The sequence below is a fragment of the Ningiella algicola genome, from assembly GCF_028401415.2.
Lineage (GTDB): Bacteria > Pseudomonadota > Gammaproteobacteria > Enterobacterales > Alteromonadaceae > Glaciecola.
In genome coordinates this window covers 3,917,643-3,934,597 of record NZ_CP171821.2, presented here as the reverse complement: position 1 = coordinate 3,934,597, position 16,955 = coordinate 3,917,643, and the positions used below count along the sequence as shown (strand labels likewise).

Sequence of the window (16,955 nt, the reverse complement as noted above, 5' to 3'; positions counted from 1 at the left end):
ATACAAAATGGCCTTTGACAACTTTGTGATACCCGAAAGTGCCATCTCTTGCTTGCTCGTGGCGCTGATTGTTGCCATCGAGCAAAAATTCCCAATCAAATCCTCAATTGACCCCTTGTCAATGTTTAGGTTTCTGTGTCAACAAATGGCCGACAAGGTCTTGCCTGCATCTTCAGTGACGCAAAAAGACACAAATCAGCAATACATTTCTGGTGCACTATCCGCTATCTTGCTCATTGCTCCTGTGATTGTGATTGTTTACCTAGTGAGGAGCATTGCCGCCTTGCCATGGCTGTTTGACGCAATTGTTTTGTTTGTATCGATACAGTTTACTCGAGATGCCCGCGTGTATCAGCAGGTGAATAATGCACTGGAAAACGGCAAAAAGCAGCTCGCCAGAGAGCTCCTTTCACAAAATGTGCTTCGAGACACCGCACAACTATCTGCACTGGGCATCACTAAAGCTAATATAGAAAGCCGCAGTCTGCGCCGGGTGTACCAGCAAATATGCGTTATATTTTGTTTTTTAGTATTTGGCGGCGTTATCGCGCTGTCCTACCGCCTATTGTTTGAGGCAAGTCAGGCGTGGAATGTAAAACTCAATAGGTTTGCTCGTTTTGCCTACCCTACTCACTTAGTGTGTCGCATTTTACAGTTTATACCAGTAAGAGCTTATTCAATTCTTATGCTTGGGTTAGCTTCTCCTGCACAAGTGTTACCATCACTCAAGCAGTCTTTTAACCAGACAGCGCTGTGCGCAAGTCATGGTCAATTTGTTCTTTACAACATGAGCATTGCATTAAAGTGCCGACTTGGCGGTTCAATCATGTATGCTGGCGAAAAACGGCGCAGGCCGAGACTTGAAATGAATAATGCTAATCAAAACATCTTATTGGCAAAGGCGCCCGAGCCTAGTTTTGAGCATTCACTTAGGCTGTCTAAGCTTGAAAATCTTGCCCTTGCTGCCTTGGTCAGCTTATTACTGGCGTACACAATCATGAGTATTGTGGAAAGCAACTAATGATGAAAACTTTGACATTTTGCGCTGCTTTTACCGTGTTGCTATGTGCAACAATTAGCGTAGGTAAAGTATCAGACACTGCGCCCCACTCTTCTGACCAAGGCATGTCAGCAGCACAAAAACGCATTATTGCGCTATCACCGCACTTGACTGAAATTGTATTTGCGCTGGGCGAAGGGCATAACTTGGTGGGCGTGAGTGACTACAGCGACTATCCTCAAGCAGCTAAATCGATTCCTCGCCTTGCAAGTTATCAGGGGGCTAACATTCCCGCTATTTTGCGGCTTAAACCAAGTCATGTATTGTATTGGGAAGGTGGTAACAAGGATGCTGACATTGCCAAAATGCGCGCAAGTAGTCTACACCTTTACGCATCATCAGTGGATTCTGTAGACAGTTTAATTGCTGATATAGAAAACATAGCGAAGTTCATCGAAGCTGATCAGGAAATAGCGCAAGCCCTTATTGAGACACTTTCCGATAATCTAAAACGAGCGTCTGAATTTAAAACCCCCATAGACGCAATTTACGTCATGAATCCGCTCCCGTTGATGGTGCTAGGCAACGATCCATGGCTAAACGATTTACTCAGTATTTGCAGTCTACAAAATGTCTTTTTTAGCTCTTTATCTCCCTATCCTCAACTTGGTATTGAACGCATCCTTCGAAGTAAAGCTAAACTCATTATTTACGCGCAAAACAAGGCATCGAATGAAGCACAATCTACTTTAGATTCGGTAAACAAGTCCGTTTCGAGCGAGTTGAGGGCTCGTCAAATTCAGATCCCCGATGAGTTTAGTGAGCACAAAGAGCATATATTAGCGCCTTTTATTCAAGCCAACCCAGACAAGCTGCATCGTTTTACGCCAAGAGCCATAGAAGAAATGACCAAAGTTTGCGAATTAGCGTATACAATTAATTATGACGTCCAAAGTTAACAAGGGAGTAATGTGATGAAAATTAGCAATCGATTAAGCAGGCAAACCGTCGCTTTTGTATTAGGAGTATTTTCACTTTTAATCACCAATACGGCGCTTGCCAACGTCATTACTGAACTCGGTCACGAGCAATTTGAAAGCCTCGCCGAGCAGAGCCTAATCGTTGATGTTAGAACGCCAGAGGAATACGCCAAAGGGCATGTGCCAGGCGCAGTTAACATTCCACTTGCTACCGTTTCAGATAGCCTGGCACTGTTTGGCAACGACGAGCAGCAGATTGTGGTGTACTGCCGCTCAGGATATCGCGCAGGCAAAGCGCTAGAAAAGTTAGCAAATGCCGGATATACCAATTTATATCACTTGGAAGGGGATATAACAGGGTGGATAGAGGCCGACAAACCGCTCGAGATACCGAAGAGCTAAATAACCTGAATCTAGTCACCGGCAGTCACATTGCGTGAAAAACTGTCGGTGAACTAACACCCTTTATTGCAGCGAGATGCGCGCGAACTTGCGTTTACCGACTTGATATACAGCGGTTGAACCTGCGCTCAAAGTCAGTCTGGTATCATTTATTTTTTCACCGTCAATTTTCACTGCACCCTGCTTAATCATTCGCATCGCATCAGATGTTGAACTGACCAGGTTAGCTTGTTTTAGCAAATTAGCAATGCCAATGTCTTGCTTGTCTACTGATATTTCCAGCTCTGGCATATCGTCCGGGATGGCGTTTTTTTGAAAGCGCTGAATAAAGTCTTGAAGCGCAGCCTGAGCAGCCTCGTGTGAATGAAACCGTGCAATTATCTCTTTGGCCAACTCAATTTTAACGTCTCTAGGGTTCTTTCCTACATCAACATCTGATTTCAATTGTTCTATTTCAGCAATGGGTCTAAAACTCAGTAAATCGAAATAACGCCACATCAATTCGTCACTAATGGACATAATTTTACCAAACATCTCGTTTGGTGCATCCGTGATCCCGATGTAATTGTTGAGCGACTTTGACATTTTCTGTACGCCATCCAGCCCCTCCAACAACGGCATCATCAATACCGTTTGTTGAGGCTGCCCCTGAGACTTTTGTAGCTCTCGCCCCATTAATAGATTAAAGCGCTGATCTGTCCCCCCAAGCTCTACATCAGACTCAAGCGCAACGGAATCCCAACCCTGCACCAAGGGGTAAAGAAATTCATGTATCGCAATAGCTTGTCCGTTCGCGTAGCGTTTTTTGAAGTCATCGCGCTCTAGCATACGGGCGACGGTTTGACTCGCGGCTAATTTTATTAGCCCTGCGGCCCCTAGTTTATCCATCCACTGGGAATTAAATCGAATACTGGTTTTGTCAGGGTCTAAGATTTTAAATACTTGCTCCTGATAGGTCTTTGCATTTTCTAAGATTTGCTCAGGTGTGAGGGGCTTTCTGGTCGCATTTTTGCCCGTCGGATCACCAATAAGTGCGGTGAAGTCGCCAATGAGGAAAATCACTTCATGTCCAAGCTGTTGAAAGGTGCGTAGCTTGTTAATTAAAACGGTATGTCCAAGATGTATATCTGGCGCGGTTGGATCAAAGCCAGCCTTAATTTTTAGAGGCTTTCCCAACTTTAAGCGCTCAATAAGCTCTTCTTCTATTAATATTTCATCTGAACCGCGCTTAATCTCAGCAAAAGCGGCTTCCCAATTTGCCATAATTCATCCTAATTATTTGTCGCTAAATAGCCATTTACGGCTTTAAATATCTCTTTTTACGAAAGTTTAACGATGTTTTTGCCGAAATTTCAGAAACCCTAGACACTGCCGATATTAAAAGAGTTGGCAAAGTAAAGCTTTAAACTGGAAACGAGACGAAAATCGTTATATTCTTTTATTTCTATGAGCTATTTTACGAGCGTATGATCCACAATACAATAAAACATCTCCCCAAAATCCATCGACTCACCTTGGGAGCGCTCGCTGCTATTTTATGCATTATGTTGCTATGGCCAAATGATGGCGTGCGTGCATCCAGAAACGTAGAAGTACTTGAACTCGTTCCTGGCGTTCAATACGACGTACCCATGCCTAGCTTCGGTGAAGATATTAGTTTCGATCCTGAACAATTTAAGGGCGAAGAGTACATCAGACACCTTGTAAGAAGCGGCGACACTCTAGGCAAAATATTATCTAGTCATGGGCAGTCAGCTCGCGTGACTCACCTTGTGTCTCACTCCGGTGATGAAGCTAAACGTCTGCGCAAGCTCCGAGTAGGCGAAAGCCTTTATTTACAGATAGACGCAAGTCAAACGCTTACCAGTATCAAATATCCCATTAGCTCCACTGAAACGCTTTATTTAACGCGCGATGAAGATAGTTTTATCAGCTCAATTGAACAGAAGCCGGTTGAATCATTAATTACATTTGCCCAAGGAACAATCAGCAGCAGCTTCTGGCATGCAGGAGTTCAAGCTGGCTTAACCGATAACAAGATTATGGAACTTGCCAGTATATTCGGCTGGGATATCGATTTTGCTCAAGAAATACGCTCTGGCGATTCATTTAATATGGCTTTTGAAGAGCTGTATGTTGATGGTGAGTTTATTGGCTACGGCGATATTGTTGCTGCTGAGTTTGTTAATCAGGGTGATACCTTTACCGCCATTCAATACTCCGACGGAAATTACTACACGCCTGAAGGACGAAGCATGCGCAAGAGCTTTCTACGTGCACCTGTGAATTTCCGTCACGTCAGTTCAAACTTCAATCCAAAACGCTTCCATCCTGTTCAAAAACGCATAAAGCCTCATAGAGGTGTTGATTATGTTGCTGCGGTAGGCACACCAGTATTAGCGGCAGGTGACGGTAAGGTTATCAAAGCCGCCTACGATAGATTTAATGGGCACCATGTTTTCATTCAGCATGGTGAGCGATATCAGACAAAATATCTCCACTTCAAAAACCGAGCAGTAAAACGCGGTGATACGGTAAAACAAGGTCAGGTAATTGGATATCTTGGCTCCACCGGCATGGTGACTGGCGCACATTTGCATTACGAATTCCTTGTAGACGGCGTTCATCGTAATCCGCGCACGGTAGAGTTACCAAAGGCCGAGCCTATAGACGAGAAGGAAAAGGATAAGTTTTTATCGCTTGCTCAGCAAACTCTGACACTGCTCGATAATAACAAGCGCATTATGCTCGCTATGAATTAATATTTATTGGTCTGTGATGAAAAGAGAAATGACGCCTTAAGGCGTCATTTTTTTAGGCGGGTATGTGAGTACCTTCTTCTGCGAATATGTGCTTCACGCTTTCACTTACCATATGGTAATCGTCCTTAAGGACAAGACTGAGTTTTTCTAAGCAGGCCATCCAACTAAATTGCTGTTGCAGCATGTCATTTTTGCTATTAAAACCTCTCTGGGATAGGCTAATGGCAGTTGTGCCATTTGCTTTTTCGCTAAAGCTAATATCAACCTTGCTAACATCGTTGGTATCTTCCCATCGCCAGGTATAACTCAGCGAATCATGCCTCTCAATACATTGATAAGTTCCCACAATGGTCTGCTGAAAGCCATCTGGAGATTGCAATACCATTTGATAACTCCCCCCCTCTTGGACTTGAGCATGAAATTGAGAGACCGATAGATTGCCTGGCGCACACCACTTTATGATGATTTCAGGTCGGATAAAAGCCTCGTATACTTGAGTAAGAGATGCATTAAACAGACCTTGGATAGTGAAATCATACATAAAATTTGTGAGTCCTTTATTATCAACTTTGATTTTATTTATATCGGCATTGGCATCAAAATCTGGATGCTTTTATGCCACAATATAAACACAAGAAACCGAAAAATTATTGGAGCGGGCTTTGCAAAAATTTGTGATTTTCAGTCGAGATTATCGCGACTATGTAAAGCATTGGCGTGCCATACAAAACGACTTTGAACACGTAGAATGCATATATGCAGGTGATAATTTAGAGCAGGCTGCATTCTATATAGAAAACGCACACATACTGCTGAGCGAGCCAGACTTAGCGAGCCAGGTCATTGAAGGTGCTCATCACTTGACGTGGCTACAGTCAACTTGGGCGGGCAACGAAAAACTGCAACTTTGTGCAAAACGCGGCTATGCACTGACCGGCGTCAAGGGCATCTTTTCAGCAAAAATGCGAGAATATGTGTTTGCCTATATCTTGTATTTTCAGCGCTATATCGCTGAGTTTGAAGTTAAGCAACGCAAGAAAGTCTGGTGGCAACCACGTCTTGAGACCTTAGCAGGAAAGACGCTAGGCATAATGGGTTATGGCTGCATCGCGAAAGCACTGGATGAAACCGCTCGCGCATTTGAAATGAATGTGAGGGCAATTGTGAGAGATGTTGCTGCACACACAGACACGCGTAACAAGGATATCGCGCTTTTTACCCTTAAAGAAAAAGAGCGCTTCGCTGCGCAATGTGATTATTGCGTAAACTTACTGCCAAGCACCGAAGAAACTAAAGGCATAATCGATACTGATTTTTTATCCGCGCTACCCAAACACGCCGTATTGATAAACGCAGGACGAGGTGATGCAATTCAAAGTGAAGAAGCACTGAGCAAGGCATTAAATGACAAGCACTTGCGTGCAGCTGTGCTGGATGTATGTCAGCAGGAGCCACTCGAGGAAAACAGCTCGTTGTACACCGCTAGCAATGCTTGGATCACAAATCACAGCGCAGCGATTTCAGATCCTTCCAGCGTGTTTGATGTTTTTACGGCGAATTTGCATCTGCACATCACGGGAAAAGCGCTTATGTATCAACACGATTTCTCAAAAGGATATTAAACAATTAATCAGACAAGCTTACTGTTTCAATAATGCTGTCATACCTTGATTGAACAACCTCAACCACTTGCCGCTAAGCTGGCCCTTGTAACGCTGATTGATAGCGATAACGGCCTCCTTCTCAGACAAGACTTCACCATTGGCCGGTGCAATGTGCGTAAGGTTATCATAGCGGTCCAAAATCCCTAGAAGCTTCGCTCCATCACAAATTTTATCTCCGTCTATACCAAGCGGATAGCCACTTCCATCTACGTTTTCATGATGCTGCATGACCATCTTTCTTGCCTCATCCCACTCATTCAGGTGCTCGATGAGACGTGTACTTTTGTAAACATGTGAACGCAGTAAATTCTGCTCCAAGGCAGACAGTTCATCTTCCTTCGTTACAATTTGATTTGGCATAAATGCGAGTCCGAAATCGTGCACATAACAGGCGACTGCAAGCTGATCCTCGGCAAGAGGCTCAGAACTCAGGCTGTTAATATAGAAAGCGAGAATCGCCATACGCTCGCCACGCCCCTCCACATAACCCGCTCTTTTTTCAATCGGACGCATCAGCTCGCGGAAAAATAATACATCACCTTGTTTTTCAGGCGATAAGTCTTTTGGAACACCTGTTTTCGCAAGCTCAATGCGTGGCGCTAGCGCTGGATCATCGTCGAGTGCTTCTTCCTTCGTGAGACAGCGCACAGCTTGCTCTAATCGCTTGTCGTGCTCATCGCGATTATCTTTGGTGATGGTTTTGATGACTTCAATCGTAGCATCTAGCGCTGATTTGTCGTATACCGCTTTCCCAGATTGAATGCAGTCGTTCACAAATTTGGTAACATGATCCAACAACTTTAGTACCAGATCACTCAAATTACTTGTATATTGCGCCTCTCCTTTGCGCAGTAAATCAAGAATATCTTCTAAGTATTGAAGTACTTCAATCATAGGCATAAAGCCAACTAGGCCTAAATCACCCTTGATGGTGTGTACGCATCTAAATAACGACCGCTGTAATTCATTGTCGTTTGGCGTTAACTCAAGTTCTATTAGGGCTTGTTCACTCGCTTCATGGAGCTCTTGAATCTCTTCGTGTAAGTCATTAAGAATATCGTCCTCAAGCTCTTCAGGAATAAATGTTTGCATAGCGGTAAGTAGGTGCCAATCTAAGTGAAATAGTGATACTTATCTATCGGCTAAGGTCTAATAAAATTTACTACTAAGCTTTGTTCTGATTTAAATCTGCGTATAATCGGGGTCACTTTTAATTGTAGGAACTCGATGTGCTTGGCGTTCTGCGTTCTATTGTTCTGCTGGTCTATTTCATTCTCATCAATTGCTTTCTTGTTCTTGTCTATATTTTTCGGCCAATGCATAAAAACAATGTTTACATTGGTGCGATGGTTTACAAAAGCATGGCAAAAATATTGGGCGTATCACTTGAGCTACGAATTTCTGACAAACTTAAAGACGACGAAACCTACGTCTATGTTGCCAATCATCAAAACACTTGGGATTTAGCGACAGTTAGTTACGCTGCTCGCCCAGGTGTTGTCACCATAGGCAAGAAGAGCCTTAAGTTCATTCCAATATTTGGCCTGATTTACTGGCTGTCAGGCAATATTATGATTGACCGTAAAGACTCAGGAAAAGCGCGAAACACACTCTCACTGGCAGGTAAAAAAGCGCGTGAGAAAGGTTTGTCTATTTGGATGTTTCCTGAAGGAACGCGCTCTAGGGGTAAGGGCATTTTGCCATTTAAAACCGGCGCATTTCGCTTAGCTTTAGATAATCAACTGACGATTGTGCCGGTGTGCGCAAGTGATAATCACCATAGCATCAAGTTTAATCGCTGGAAGAATGGCAAAGTCATCGTAGAGATTATGGATCCTGTCGCGATTTCTCCTGACAGTCACCCAAGGGAATTAGCCAATACTTTCGAAGCGATTATCAGAGACAAATACAATACTTTGAACGATGAAATTAGCGCTCAAACCAATGCTTAACTATACTAAGCGGGAGTTTAAGCGCGCGAGTGTGTCATAGGAAACACAATGAATAACGAAGAACTTCAACAGTGGTACGAATTTAATGAAGAAACTATCTCTGCGCTCAAAGAAGACGGCAGCGACATCAGCAAACCGCATATCATTGAACACCACTTTGCTAGCAAACACTTCGAAATATTAGAAAAGGCTGCGGTGGACGCTTTTAAAGCCGGATTCGAAGTCACTGACGCTGAAGAATTAGTTTTAGACGATGGCGGTACGGTTTTTTGTTTCGATGCCGTTGTTGAAAAAAAGCTTGATGTCACTTCATTTAATAAAGATACGCAAACGCTACTTGCACTTGCACAAAAGCATGCAGTTCATTATGACGGCTGGGGTACTTACTACGTAGGCGACGATGCCATTGATTATGAAGATGAGTTTGACGAAGAATAAATAACGCCACTCTCAGCAAATTAGTCAAGCTAAGGCCCTAGCTTTTGCTACTCGATAATTAACAAATGGCAAGGTGCAGGCAAAAAAGCCCAGACTCATTACTATTAGCTGCCCAACACGATTGTCAATTGAGCGGCATCTACTTAATTTGTGACTTGTATTCGTTTAATCTAGACTATTTCGAACTGGCTTTTTAAACGCCTCGAAACCAAAGCCCTTTTTGAGGTCTTCAAAATCGACCTCATGCGTGAAATAGAGTTCTTTTGGCATATGACCAATCAGTAACCCATATTCTGCCGAAGCGGCGTGAATAGACTAGTTGATTGCGGCGATTGAAAGGCGCAAAAACCACAATGCTCGACCGCAAGGCTATTTGAGACCGAAAATAGCCCAGCACGTCCTGCATCTACATGAGAACATCAGTGTAGCTTCATTCTTCCATCAAGCGTTATCTTGCAGCTAGCATCGGCATCATTGCTTAGAGGCTCTCTATAGATTTACGCTGCTCAGCAAGCTTAGTGAGCTGCATCTGCGCATCTGCTAGTTTTGCTTTTTCTTTATCGATAACTGCGGTTGGGGCTTTGCTGACAAAGTTTTCGTTACCTAGCTTGCCTTGGGTTCGAGCTATGTCTTTTTCTAGCTTGTCGGCCGCTTTGCTTATTCTGGCAAGTTCTGCGTCTTTATCGATAAGGCCAGCCATTGGGATGAGTATTTCCATTTCACCCACCAGCGCTGTAGCGCAAGCAGGTGCGCTTTGTTCCTTGCTCAACACTTCAATATTTTCAAGTTTCGCAATAGCCAGTAGGTAGCTTCGCATTGTCTCTAAACGCGCTAAATCATGTGTTTGAGCATTCTTAAGCAGCACCGACAGTCGCTTTGAGGGCGCAATATCCATCTCGCCACGGATATTGCGTATGCCCACAACGAAACTCTTCAGCCATTCAATATCCGATTCTGCTTTTTCATCTAATGCACTTTCGTCAAAGGCAGGAAAGGCTGCAATCATAACGCTCTCAGCCGCGCTCTTATTAGCAGACAAGCCTTGCACCTTTTTCCAGATTTCATCGGTAATGAAAGGCATAAACGGATGCAGCAAACGCATTAATTGCTCTAGCACATTGATGAGTGTATGCCTGGTTCCTCGCTTTTCTGCTTCAGTTGCATCATCTTCATTTAATACCGCTTTGCTTAACTCAAGGTACCAGTCACAGAATTGATTCCAAGTAAATTCGTAGAGAGTTTGCGCCGCTAAATCGAAACGATAACCAGCAACTTGGTCTTCAAACTGCATCACTGTGCTCGCAAAGCGCGTCCAAATCCATTCATCAAATGGACTCAGAACCAAATCACCGCCCGTTGAACCAGTGTCGTGCTCTTCGCAATTCATGAGAACGTATCGAGTGGCATTCCAAATTTTATTGCAGAAATTTCGATATCCCTCTACTCGGCTCATATCGAAATTAATGTCGCGGCTAGCAGACGCCATTGCCGCAAAAGTGAAGCGAAGCGCGTCAGTTCCGTAAGCGTTAATGCCGTCTGGAAATTGCTTCTTTGTGCTTTTCGCAATTTTTTCACCTAGGTGCGGCTGCATCATGCCGGTCGTGCGTTTTTCAACTAAGGCCTCAAGTTCAATGCCGTCGATGAGATCAATTGGGTCGAGCACATTACCTTTCGACTTTGACATTTTATCGCCGTTTTCATCTCTAATAAGCCCAGTGATATAAATATCTTTAAACGGAATTTGCCCTGTGAATTTTTTTGTCATCATGATCATTCTGGCAACCCAGAAGAAGATAATATCAAAACCGGTAACCAATACCGAGCTGGGCAAAAATGACTCAAGCTCAGGTGTTTTTTCAGGCCAACCCATCGTTGCAAATGGCCAAAGCGCTGACGAGAACCAAGTATCAAGCACGTCATTGTCTCGCGTGAGGCTTACCGAGGCATCAATAGCGTATTTTGCTCGCACTTCTTGTTCAGACTTGCCCACATATTCTTTGCCATTTTCGTCAAACCATGCTGGAATTCGGTGCCCCCACCATAACTGTCGCGATATACACCAGTCCTGAATGTTGTGCATCCACTGGTAGTACGTTTTGTTCCAGTTTTCTGGCACGAACCTGATTTCGCCCGATTCAACAGCTGCAATTGCGGGTTTAGCTAATGATTCAACGGCAACGTACCACTGATTCGTTAAGTAGGGTTCGATCACTGCGCCTGTTCTATCACCTCGTGGCACTTTCAATTTATGCGCTTTTATTTCAACTAAAAAACCTTGGCTTTCTAGATCATCGACAATGCTCTGGCGAGCTTCAAAACGATCCAAACCTCTATACTGCGAGGGAACCGAGTCATTTAATTTTGCCTCATCCGTAAAGATATTAAGCATAGGCAAATCATGGCGTTTTCCCATATCGTAGTCATTAAAATCGTGAGCTGGCGTGATTTTTACACAGCCAGTGCCGAACTCAGGATCAACATAGTCATCAGCAATAATCGGCACTTCGCGCTGGCTCAAGGGCAAGGTAATAGTTTTACCCACAATATGTTTATAGCGTTCATCATCAGGATGCACAGCAACGGCGCTATCGCCCAACATTGTTTCAGGGCGCGTGGTGGCGACCACAATAGAATCACTGCCATCTGATAAGGGGTAGCGCATGTGCCACATGTGGCCGTATTCTTCGGCATTGACAACTTCGAGATCTGACACAGCTGTGAGCAATACCGGATCCCAATTCACCAGTCGCTTACCTCGGTAGATAAGCCCCTCATCATAAAGCTGAACAAATACTTCCTGCACCGCAGCAGATAAGTTGTCGTCCATAGTGAACACTTCGCGTTCCCAGTCGGCTGACGCCCCTAAGCGGCGCATCTGTTGAGTAATGTTCCCACCAGACTCTTCCTTCCACTCCCATATTTTGTTTATAAACTTGTCACGTCCCAAATCGTGGCGCGTTTGCCCTTTCGCATTGAGCTGCCGCTCAACCACCATTTGAGTGGCGATACCCGCGTGATCGGTTCCACATTGCCACAATACATTGTCGCCTTTCATTCGGCGGTAGCGAACCAACGCGTCCATAATAGTATGTTGAAACGCATGTCCCATGTGCAGGTTTCCGGTTACATTGGGTGGTGGTAATAAAATGCAATACGGGTCGCCCTGCCCGCTTGGACGAAATAAACCTTTTGACTCCCAATGTTGATAACACGCTTGTTCAATTTGACTGGGATTAAATGTTTTTTCCATTAAAGTGTCTCTTTAGTACAGGGCTTAAGTCTTAGTCTTAATGACCCTTTATCATTCATTAGAAAATGTTTGTTTAACGCCAAGTAATCATGCGCTTAGGCATTGATAAACCGCATATCGCAACCGGCTTGCTTATACTGCTTGTAGCGCTCTCTTGCCTGAGCTTTTCGTGCTTCATCACTTGGTACAAAATCAATTAAGTGATGAAATGCGGCAAACTGCGCCAAGTGACACTCTGCAAGGTTGATAACGACTTTTTTGTTTCTCACAGGATGAGTATCAAGCTGCTCCAACCAAGTTATCTCAACGGGAGAGCCGTTTTTTGGGCCCTCGCCTTGTAAATTGTGAGCAATAAAGCGCTCGGCAGGTTGCCGCCAAATATACTCATCAACCCATTCCGCTTGCGTTTTATCAGCGCAAACAAGGGTTAAGTATTGACGCTTACTATAAAACTCAGCGATTAATGCGATGCCTTTTTCAGATAACACATCATCTATATTCCCTTGCGCATCTGAGTCAGTCGCATGGTCTGCTTTAGCAGCAAGCTCGTAAAAACTGACCTTCATGACTATTCATCACAAACAATATTGGCTTTATTCATTAGGTATTGTGTAAGCATCGGGACTGGACGACCGGTGGCGCCTTTTTGCGCGCCCCCCACCCAAGCTGTGCCGGCAATGTCCAGATGTGCCCAATTATATTTTTTAGTGAAGCGCGATAAAAAGCATGCTGCGGTAATTGTACCGGCTGGACGACCACCAATGTTTGCCATGTCGGCAAAGGGGCTTTCTATTTGTTGCTGATATTCATCCCATAGCGGTAAGCGCCATGCTTTGTCGGAGCTTTGCTCAGACGCATTAACAATCTCATGGGCAAGCGGATTGTGCGAGCTTAAAACCGCAGTAGCATGTTTACCTAAAGCAATCACGCAAGCGCCGGTCAGGGTTGCCACATCAATCACAGCCTCGGGTTCATACCGCTCAACATAGGTAAGTGCATCACACAGCACCAGTCGCCCTTCGGCATCCGTGTTAAGTACTTCGACGGTTTGACCCGACATAGTCGTCAGAATATCGCCCGGTCGATACGCATTCGCATCTGGCATGTTTTCGCAACCTGCCAGCACGCCGATTATGTTAAGTGGTAAATTAAGCTCTGCCACAGAGTGCATTAGTCCCAGCACACCCGCAGCACCACCCATGTCGTATTTCATTTCATCCATGGCTTCGCTGGGCTTTATAGATATACCGCCAGAATCAAAGGTTAAGCCTTTACCCACAATCACAATCGGCGCTTGGTCTTTTTCACCGCCTTTGTGCTCAATGATGCTCATGATAGATTCATTCACTGAACCTCGCCCTACCGCTAGGTAAGAATCCATTTTAAGTTCAGCCATTTTTGCTTCATTAATTGTTTCGAGGCTTAAGCTGTCGTAATTGGCAACTAGCTCAGCGGCTTGGTCGTTCAAAAATTGTGGATTACAGATATTAGGCGGCATATTGGCGACATCTTTCGCGACCTTAACACCAATGCTGATGGCTTGCGCATGCTCAATAGCGCGCTCACCAATTGGCAGTTCGCGGCGGGTGGGTACATTGAAGACCATCTTTCGCAACGGCCGACGTGGCTCCCCCTTTTTCGTCTTCAATTGCAAAAAGGTATACACAGAAGCACTGGCAGCTTCTACCGCCTGGCGAACTTTCCAATACGTGTCTCTGCCTTTAACGTGCAGCTCGGTCAAAAAGCTTACGGCCTCCATAGAGCCGGTTTCATTAAGCGTTTGAATAGTTTTAGCCACAATTTGTTTATATTGGCGTTCGTTCAGTTCTCGCTCTTTCCCACAGCCGACTAACAGCACGCGCTCACTCAATACATTTGGTACATGATGCAGCAGTAGCATTTGCCCAGCTTTGCCCTCCAAATCGCCTCGGCGAATTAAATTGCTAATGTAACCTTCGCTGACTTCGTCCAACTGTTCTGCAACAGGCGTTAGTCTTCTTGGCTCAAATACGCCAACAACAATACAGGCGCTGCGCTGCTTCTCTGGACTACCACTTTTCACTCCAAATTCCATGTTTACCTCTTGTATTCACTTAAAAAGCACTGCCGCTAATTATTGATATTCGTTGTTATCACTATTAGCCATTTAGAATGATATGCTACACTTTGGCTATTAAAGCGCGGCAAGCGCAGTGATAAAAGCACGGTTATACGCTCAATTGAGTACACGCTAACCATGCAAAAGTGTGATAAACACTAAGTTTACCGAAATATCACTGCCTTTCCACCAAAAACGACTATTTAGAAAAAAAAGAAACTGGCCGAAATGCTTATTTTTAGATATCTCCTGCGCGAAACATTCAAATCTCAAATTGCCGTTTTTTTCATATTAATGTCTATTTTCATCACCTTAAGGTTTGTGCGCGTCTTAGGCGATGCTACTGATGGCAACGTACCTGCTGATTTGGTTGTGGGATTTATTACACTCTATAGCCCTGTGTTGGCCTCCTTAGTGTTGCCTATCAGTTTATTCTTAGGCGTGATGCTCGCGCATGGTCGCATGTACGTGGACAGTGAGATGACCGTGCTAAAAGCGTGTGGCGTAAGCGAATGGTATGTCACCAGAGTAACCTTAATTTTCTCGCTGTTTATTGCGGCAATCACTGCCACCGTTACGCTGTACTTAGCTCCGCTTGCTTTAGAAAAAGAACACCAGCTCAAAGAAGAAGCTGCGGCTAACTCCGGACTTGCGGCTGTTATTCCCGGAAGATTTCAACAAACTAGTGATAGTAAAGCGGTTATTTTTGTTCACGATACAGATAACGATACCGAATCTTTGCAAAAAGTATTTTTATCGCAAGCGGTTAAAGATGAGGAAGAAGTTCATCTTATTTACGCAAAGCAAGGCCGTATACAACAAAGTGCTTTTGGCGAACAAACACTCATCCTGGTAGATGGCAATCAATACGATGGTAAAAAGCGCGCAAACGACTATCAAATTGTGAATTTTGACGAATACGCGGTCACAATCACCCCACCCAATCGCGAAGAAGAAAGACGCAAGTTAGTCACACTATCTACAATGGAGCTAGTGCAAATGAAAGGTATTGAAGCTTCTGCGGAGCTTCAGTGGCGTATTGCGATCCCACTTTCACTGCCATTCTTAGTCCTCATTGCGGTCCCAATGAGCGCTGTTGATCCTCGCCAAGGGCGCTTTGGTAAAATGCTACCAGCCTTACTCCTTTACTTAGGGTATTTTCTGCTGCTCCTCGCCTCAAGACGAATTATGGAAGATGGTAGACTGCCTAGCTTCCTAGGCTTATGGTGGGTGCATGTAGTCATGCTGCTGATTGGCTTTGGGCTTATTGCGCGCGATAGAAAAACTGGAGCCTTTATCCGGCAAATATTTTTAAGGCAAAAACATGCTTAGAATTCTTGATTTTTACATAGCAAGAACGCTACTGAGCACTATTGCAATTACGCTTTCTGTTCTAGTTGGCTTAAGTGCACTAATCAAGTTTGTTGAACAACTACGCCGCGTGGGTCAAGGAGACTACGACATGACAGTTGCCGCGCTTTATGTCTTTTTGAGTCTTCCAAGAGAAATTGAGCTGTTTTTACCTATGGCGACATTATTAGGCGGATTAATCGGCATGGGCTTATTGGCGCAAAGCAGTGAGTTAGTGGTTATGCAGGCCTCTGGGATGAGCCGCGCGAATATTACAGGCTCGGCAATGAAATCGATTGTGGTTGTAATTATTGCGATGATGGCTATTGGCGAGTTTGTGACGCCACAAAGCGAAAGTAAGGCGAAAGAGTTGAGAACCCAAGCACTTTCAGGCGGCAGTCTTCTCGCCTCTGACTCAGTCACCTGGGCAAAAGATGGCAATGATTTTGTAAGTATTGGTAATGTGCTCGACCAAGATACGCTGCAAGAGATTGAAGTCTATCAGTTTGATGATGAATTGAATCTTACCGGCATTATCAAAGCAGCTTCAGCCGACTTTAGCGGCAACAATTGGACCATGTCTGACGTAAACGAAATGCAGTTTAGTGAGAGTAAAATAAGCAATCGTGACGTGCAAAGTATAACGTGGAACAGCACTTTAACCCCGGATAAGCTAGGTATTGTTGCAATCAAGCCTGAAGCTTTATCTATCAGAGGTCTGATAGATTATGTGAATTATTTAGAAAACAATGGGCAAGAATCTGCCCGCTACGAACTCGCACTTTGGCGTAAGATTTTTCAGCCCATTTCGGTCGGGGTAATGCTGCTTTTGGCTATGTCATTTATTTTCGGCCCGCTTAGGAGTGTGACCATGGGGGCGAGAACCATCATGGGCGTGTTGGCAGGCTTTGGGTTTTTCATCAGCAATGAAGTATTTGGACAGGTTAGTCTAGTGTTTCAACTTGTGCCAGCATTCGGTGCTATTCTGCCAAGTTTGGTGTTTGCGCTGCTGTCGATATATTTGCTCAAGCGCCAGTAGTAAACTAGACTACACGCAAA

General features: G+C 44.4%; 15 protein-coding genes. 9 read left to right on the top strand and 6 right to left on the bottom strand.

From position 1 onward, the window contains the following. Window positions 1-7: 7 nt before the first annotated feature. The 3 genes from PN836_RS17085 to PN836_RS17075 are packed head-to-tail and all read left to right on the top strand — an operon-like array spanning window position 8 to window position 2,382. On the top strand, window positions 8-1,021 hold the full coding sequence (locus PN836_RS17085; RefSeq protein WP_395340592.1) for a cobalamin biosynthesis protein CobD/CbiB: 1,014 nt from the start codon (window positions 8-10) through the stop codon (window positions 1,019-1,021). Continuing rightward, on the top strand, window positions 1,021-1,959 hold the full coding sequence (locus PN836_RS17080) for a helical backbone metal receptor (RefSeq protein ID WP_395340590.1): 939 nt from the start codon (window positions 1,021-1,023) through the stop codon (window positions 1,957-1,959). The genes PN836_RS17085 and PN836_RS17080 overlap by 1 nt, the downstream gene beginning before the upstream one ends. A 15-nt stretch (window positions 1,960-1,974) precedes the next feature. Beyond that, a complete protein-coding gene (locus PN836_RS17075) occupies window positions 1,975-2,382 on the top strand; it encodes a rhodanese-like domain-containing protein (protein ID WP_395340588.1) in 408 nt (135 codons plus the stop codon). A gap of 63 nt (window positions 2,383-2,445) precedes the next feature. Here the strand turns inward: PN836_RS17075 and tyrS are convergent, their stop codons facing one another. After that, window positions 2,446-3,645 (bottom strand): tyrosine--tRNA ligase, encoded by a 1,200-nt coding sequence (gene tyrS, locus PN836_RS17070; protein ID WP_395340586.1) that lies wholly within the window; start codon window positions 3,643-3,645, stop codon window positions 2,446-2,448. Between the two features lie 203 nt (window positions 3,646-3,848). On the opposite strand from tyrS, the gene PN836_RS17065 reads away from it, so the two are divergent. Further along, window positions 3,849-5,144 carry a peptidoglycan DD-metalloendopeptidase family protein gene (locus PN836_RS17065; RefSeq protein ID WP_395340584.1) on the top strand — a complete coding sequence of 432 codons (1,296 nt, stop codon included), beginning with the start codon at window positions 3,849-3,851 and terminating at the stop codon, window positions 5,142-5,144. Window positions 5,145-5,196: 52 nt separating this feature from the next. Here PN836_RS17065 and PN836_RS17060 read toward each other — a convergent pair whose 3' ends face one another. Then, window positions 5,197-5,685: an SRPBCC family protein gene (locus PN836_RS17060; RefSeq protein ID WP_395340581.1), complete on the bottom strand. Its 489-nt coding sequence runs from the start codon at window positions 5,683-5,685 to the stop codon at window positions 5,197-5,199. Window positions 5,686-5,806: 121 nt separating this feature from the next. Between PN836_RS17060 and PN836_RS17055 the strand changes: the two genes are divergently transcribed. Next, window positions 5,807-6,766, top strand: a complete 960-nt coding sequence (locus PN836_RS17055) for an NAD(P)-dependent oxidoreductase (RefSeq protein ID WP_395340580.1) — start codon at window positions 5,807-5,809, stop codon at window positions 6,764-6,766. An 18-nt stretch (window positions 6,767-6,784) separates the two neighbouring features. Here PN836_RS17055 and PN836_RS17050 read toward each other — a convergent pair whose 3' ends face one another. Next, complete coding sequence (locus PN836_RS17050) at window positions 6,785-7,900, bottom strand: HD domain-containing phosphohydrolase (RefSeq protein WP_395340578.1); 1,116 nt, start codon at window positions 7,898-7,900, stop codon at window positions 6,785-6,787. A gap of 269 nt (window positions 7,901-8,169) precedes the next feature. On the opposite strand from PN836_RS17050, the gene PN836_RS17045 reads away from it, so the two are divergent. Together PN836_RS17045 and rraB are read left to right on the top strand one after the other, a co-directional pair. After that, the gene (locus PN836_RS17045) at window positions 8,170-8,760 is read left to right on the top strand and encodes a 1-acylglycerol-3-phosphate O-acyltransferase (RefSeq protein WP_395340576.1); all 591 of its coding nucleotides are present in this window, start codon (window positions 8,170-8,172) and stop codon (window positions 8,758-8,760) included. Window positions 8,761-8,808: 48 nt separating this feature from the next. Further along, complete coding sequence (rraB, locus tag PN836_RS17040; RefSeq protein WP_395340574.1) at window positions 8,809-9,198, top strand: ribonuclease E inhibitor RraB; 390 nt, start codon at window positions 8,809-8,811, stop codon at window positions 9,196-9,198. Between the two features lie 478 nt (window positions 9,199-9,676). Here the strand turns inward: rraB and PN836_RS17035 are convergent, their stop codons facing one another. The 3 genes from PN836_RS17035 to pepA form a co-directional block, all read right to left on the bottom strand. Then, window positions 9,677-12,448 (bottom strand): valine--tRNA ligase, encoded by a 2,772-nt coding sequence (locus tag PN836_RS17035; protein ID WP_395340571.1) that lies wholly within the window; start codon window positions 12,446-12,448, stop codon window positions 9,677-9,679. A 95-nt stretch (window positions 12,449-12,543) separates the two neighbouring features. Next, window positions 12,544-13,014, bottom strand: coding sequence for a DNA polymerase III subunit chi (locus tag PN836_RS17030; RefSeq protein WP_395340569.1), 471 nt, complete (start codon window positions 13,012-13,014; stop codon window positions 12,544-12,546). A 2-nt stretch (window positions 13,015-13,016) separates the two neighbouring features. After that, window positions 13,017-14,522: a leucyl aminopeptidase gene (gene pepA / locus PN836_RS17025; protein ID WP_395340566.1), complete on the bottom strand. Its 1,506-nt coding sequence runs from the start codon at window positions 14,520-14,522 to the stop codon at window positions 13,017-13,019. 252 nt (window positions 14,523-14,774) lie between these two features. Between pepA and lptF the strand changes: the two genes are divergently transcribed. Beyond that, a complete protein-coding gene (gene lptF / locus PN836_RS17020) occupies window positions 14,775-15,878 on the top strand; it encodes an LPS export ABC transporter permease LptF (RefSeq protein WP_395340564.1) in 1,104 nt (367 codons plus the stop codon). Then, the gene (gene lptG / locus PN836_RS17015) at window positions 15,871-16,935 is read left to right on the top strand and encodes an LPS export ABC transporter permease LptG (RefSeq protein ID WP_395340562.1); all 1,065 of its coding nucleotides are present in this window, start codon (window positions 15,871-15,873) and stop codon (window positions 16,933-16,935) included. The genes lptF and lptG overlap by 8 nt, the downstream gene beginning before the upstream one ends. Window positions 16,936-16,955 lie beyond the last annotated feature (20 nt).

Coding starts and splice junctions, on each gene's coding strand:
- PN836_RS17085 (WP_395340592.1), top strand. CDS start 8: ATGGCCTTTGACAACTTTGTGATACCCGAAAGTGCCATCTCTTGCTTG.
- PN836_RS17080 (WP_395340590.1), top strand. CDS start 1,021: ATGATGAAAACTTTGACATTTTGCGCTGCTTTTACCGTGTTGCTATGT.
- PN836_RS17075 (WP_395340588.1), top strand. CDS start 1,975: ATGAAAATTAGCAATCGATTAAGCAGGCAAACCGTCGCTTTTGTATTA.
- tyrS (WP_395340586.1), bottom strand. CDS start 3,645: ATGGCAAATTGGGAAGCCGCTTTTGCTGAGATTAAGCGCGGTTCAGAT.
- PN836_RS17065 (WP_395340584.1), top strand. CDS start 3,849: ATGATCCACAATACAATAAAACATCTCCCCAAAATCCATCGACTCACC.
- PN836_RS17060 (WP_395340581.1), bottom strand. CDS start 5,685: ATGTATGATTTCACTATCCAAGGTCTGTTTAATGCATCTCTTACTCAA.
- PN836_RS17050 (WP_395340578.1), bottom strand. CDS start 7,900: ATGCAAACATTTATTCCTGAAGAGCTTGAGGACGATATTCTTAATGAC.
- PN836_RS17045 (WP_395340576.1), top strand. CDS start 8,170: ATGGCAAAAATATTGGGCGTATCACTTGAGCTACGAATTTCTGACAAA.
- rraB (WP_395340574.1), top strand. CDS start 8,809: ATGAATAACGAAGAACTTCAACAGTGGTACGAATTTAATGAAGAAACT.
- PN836_RS17035 (WP_395340571.1), bottom strand. CDS start 12,448: ATGGAAAAAACATTTAATCCCAGTCAAATTGAACAAGCGTGTTATCAA.
- PN836_RS17030 (WP_395340569.1), bottom strand. CDS start 13,014: ATGAAGGTCAGTTTTTACGAGCTTGCTGCTAAAGCAGACCATGCGACT.
- pepA (WP_395340566.1), bottom strand. CDS start 14,522: ATGGAATTTGGAGTGAAAAGTGGTAGTCCAGAGAAGCAGCGCAGCGCC.
- lptF (WP_395340564.1), top strand. CDS start 14,775: ATGCTTATTTTTAGATATCTCCTGCGCGAAACATTCAAATCTCAAATT.
- lptG (WP_395340562.1), top strand. CDS start 15,871: ATGCTTAGAATTCTTGATTTTTACATAGCAAGAACGCTACTGAGCACT.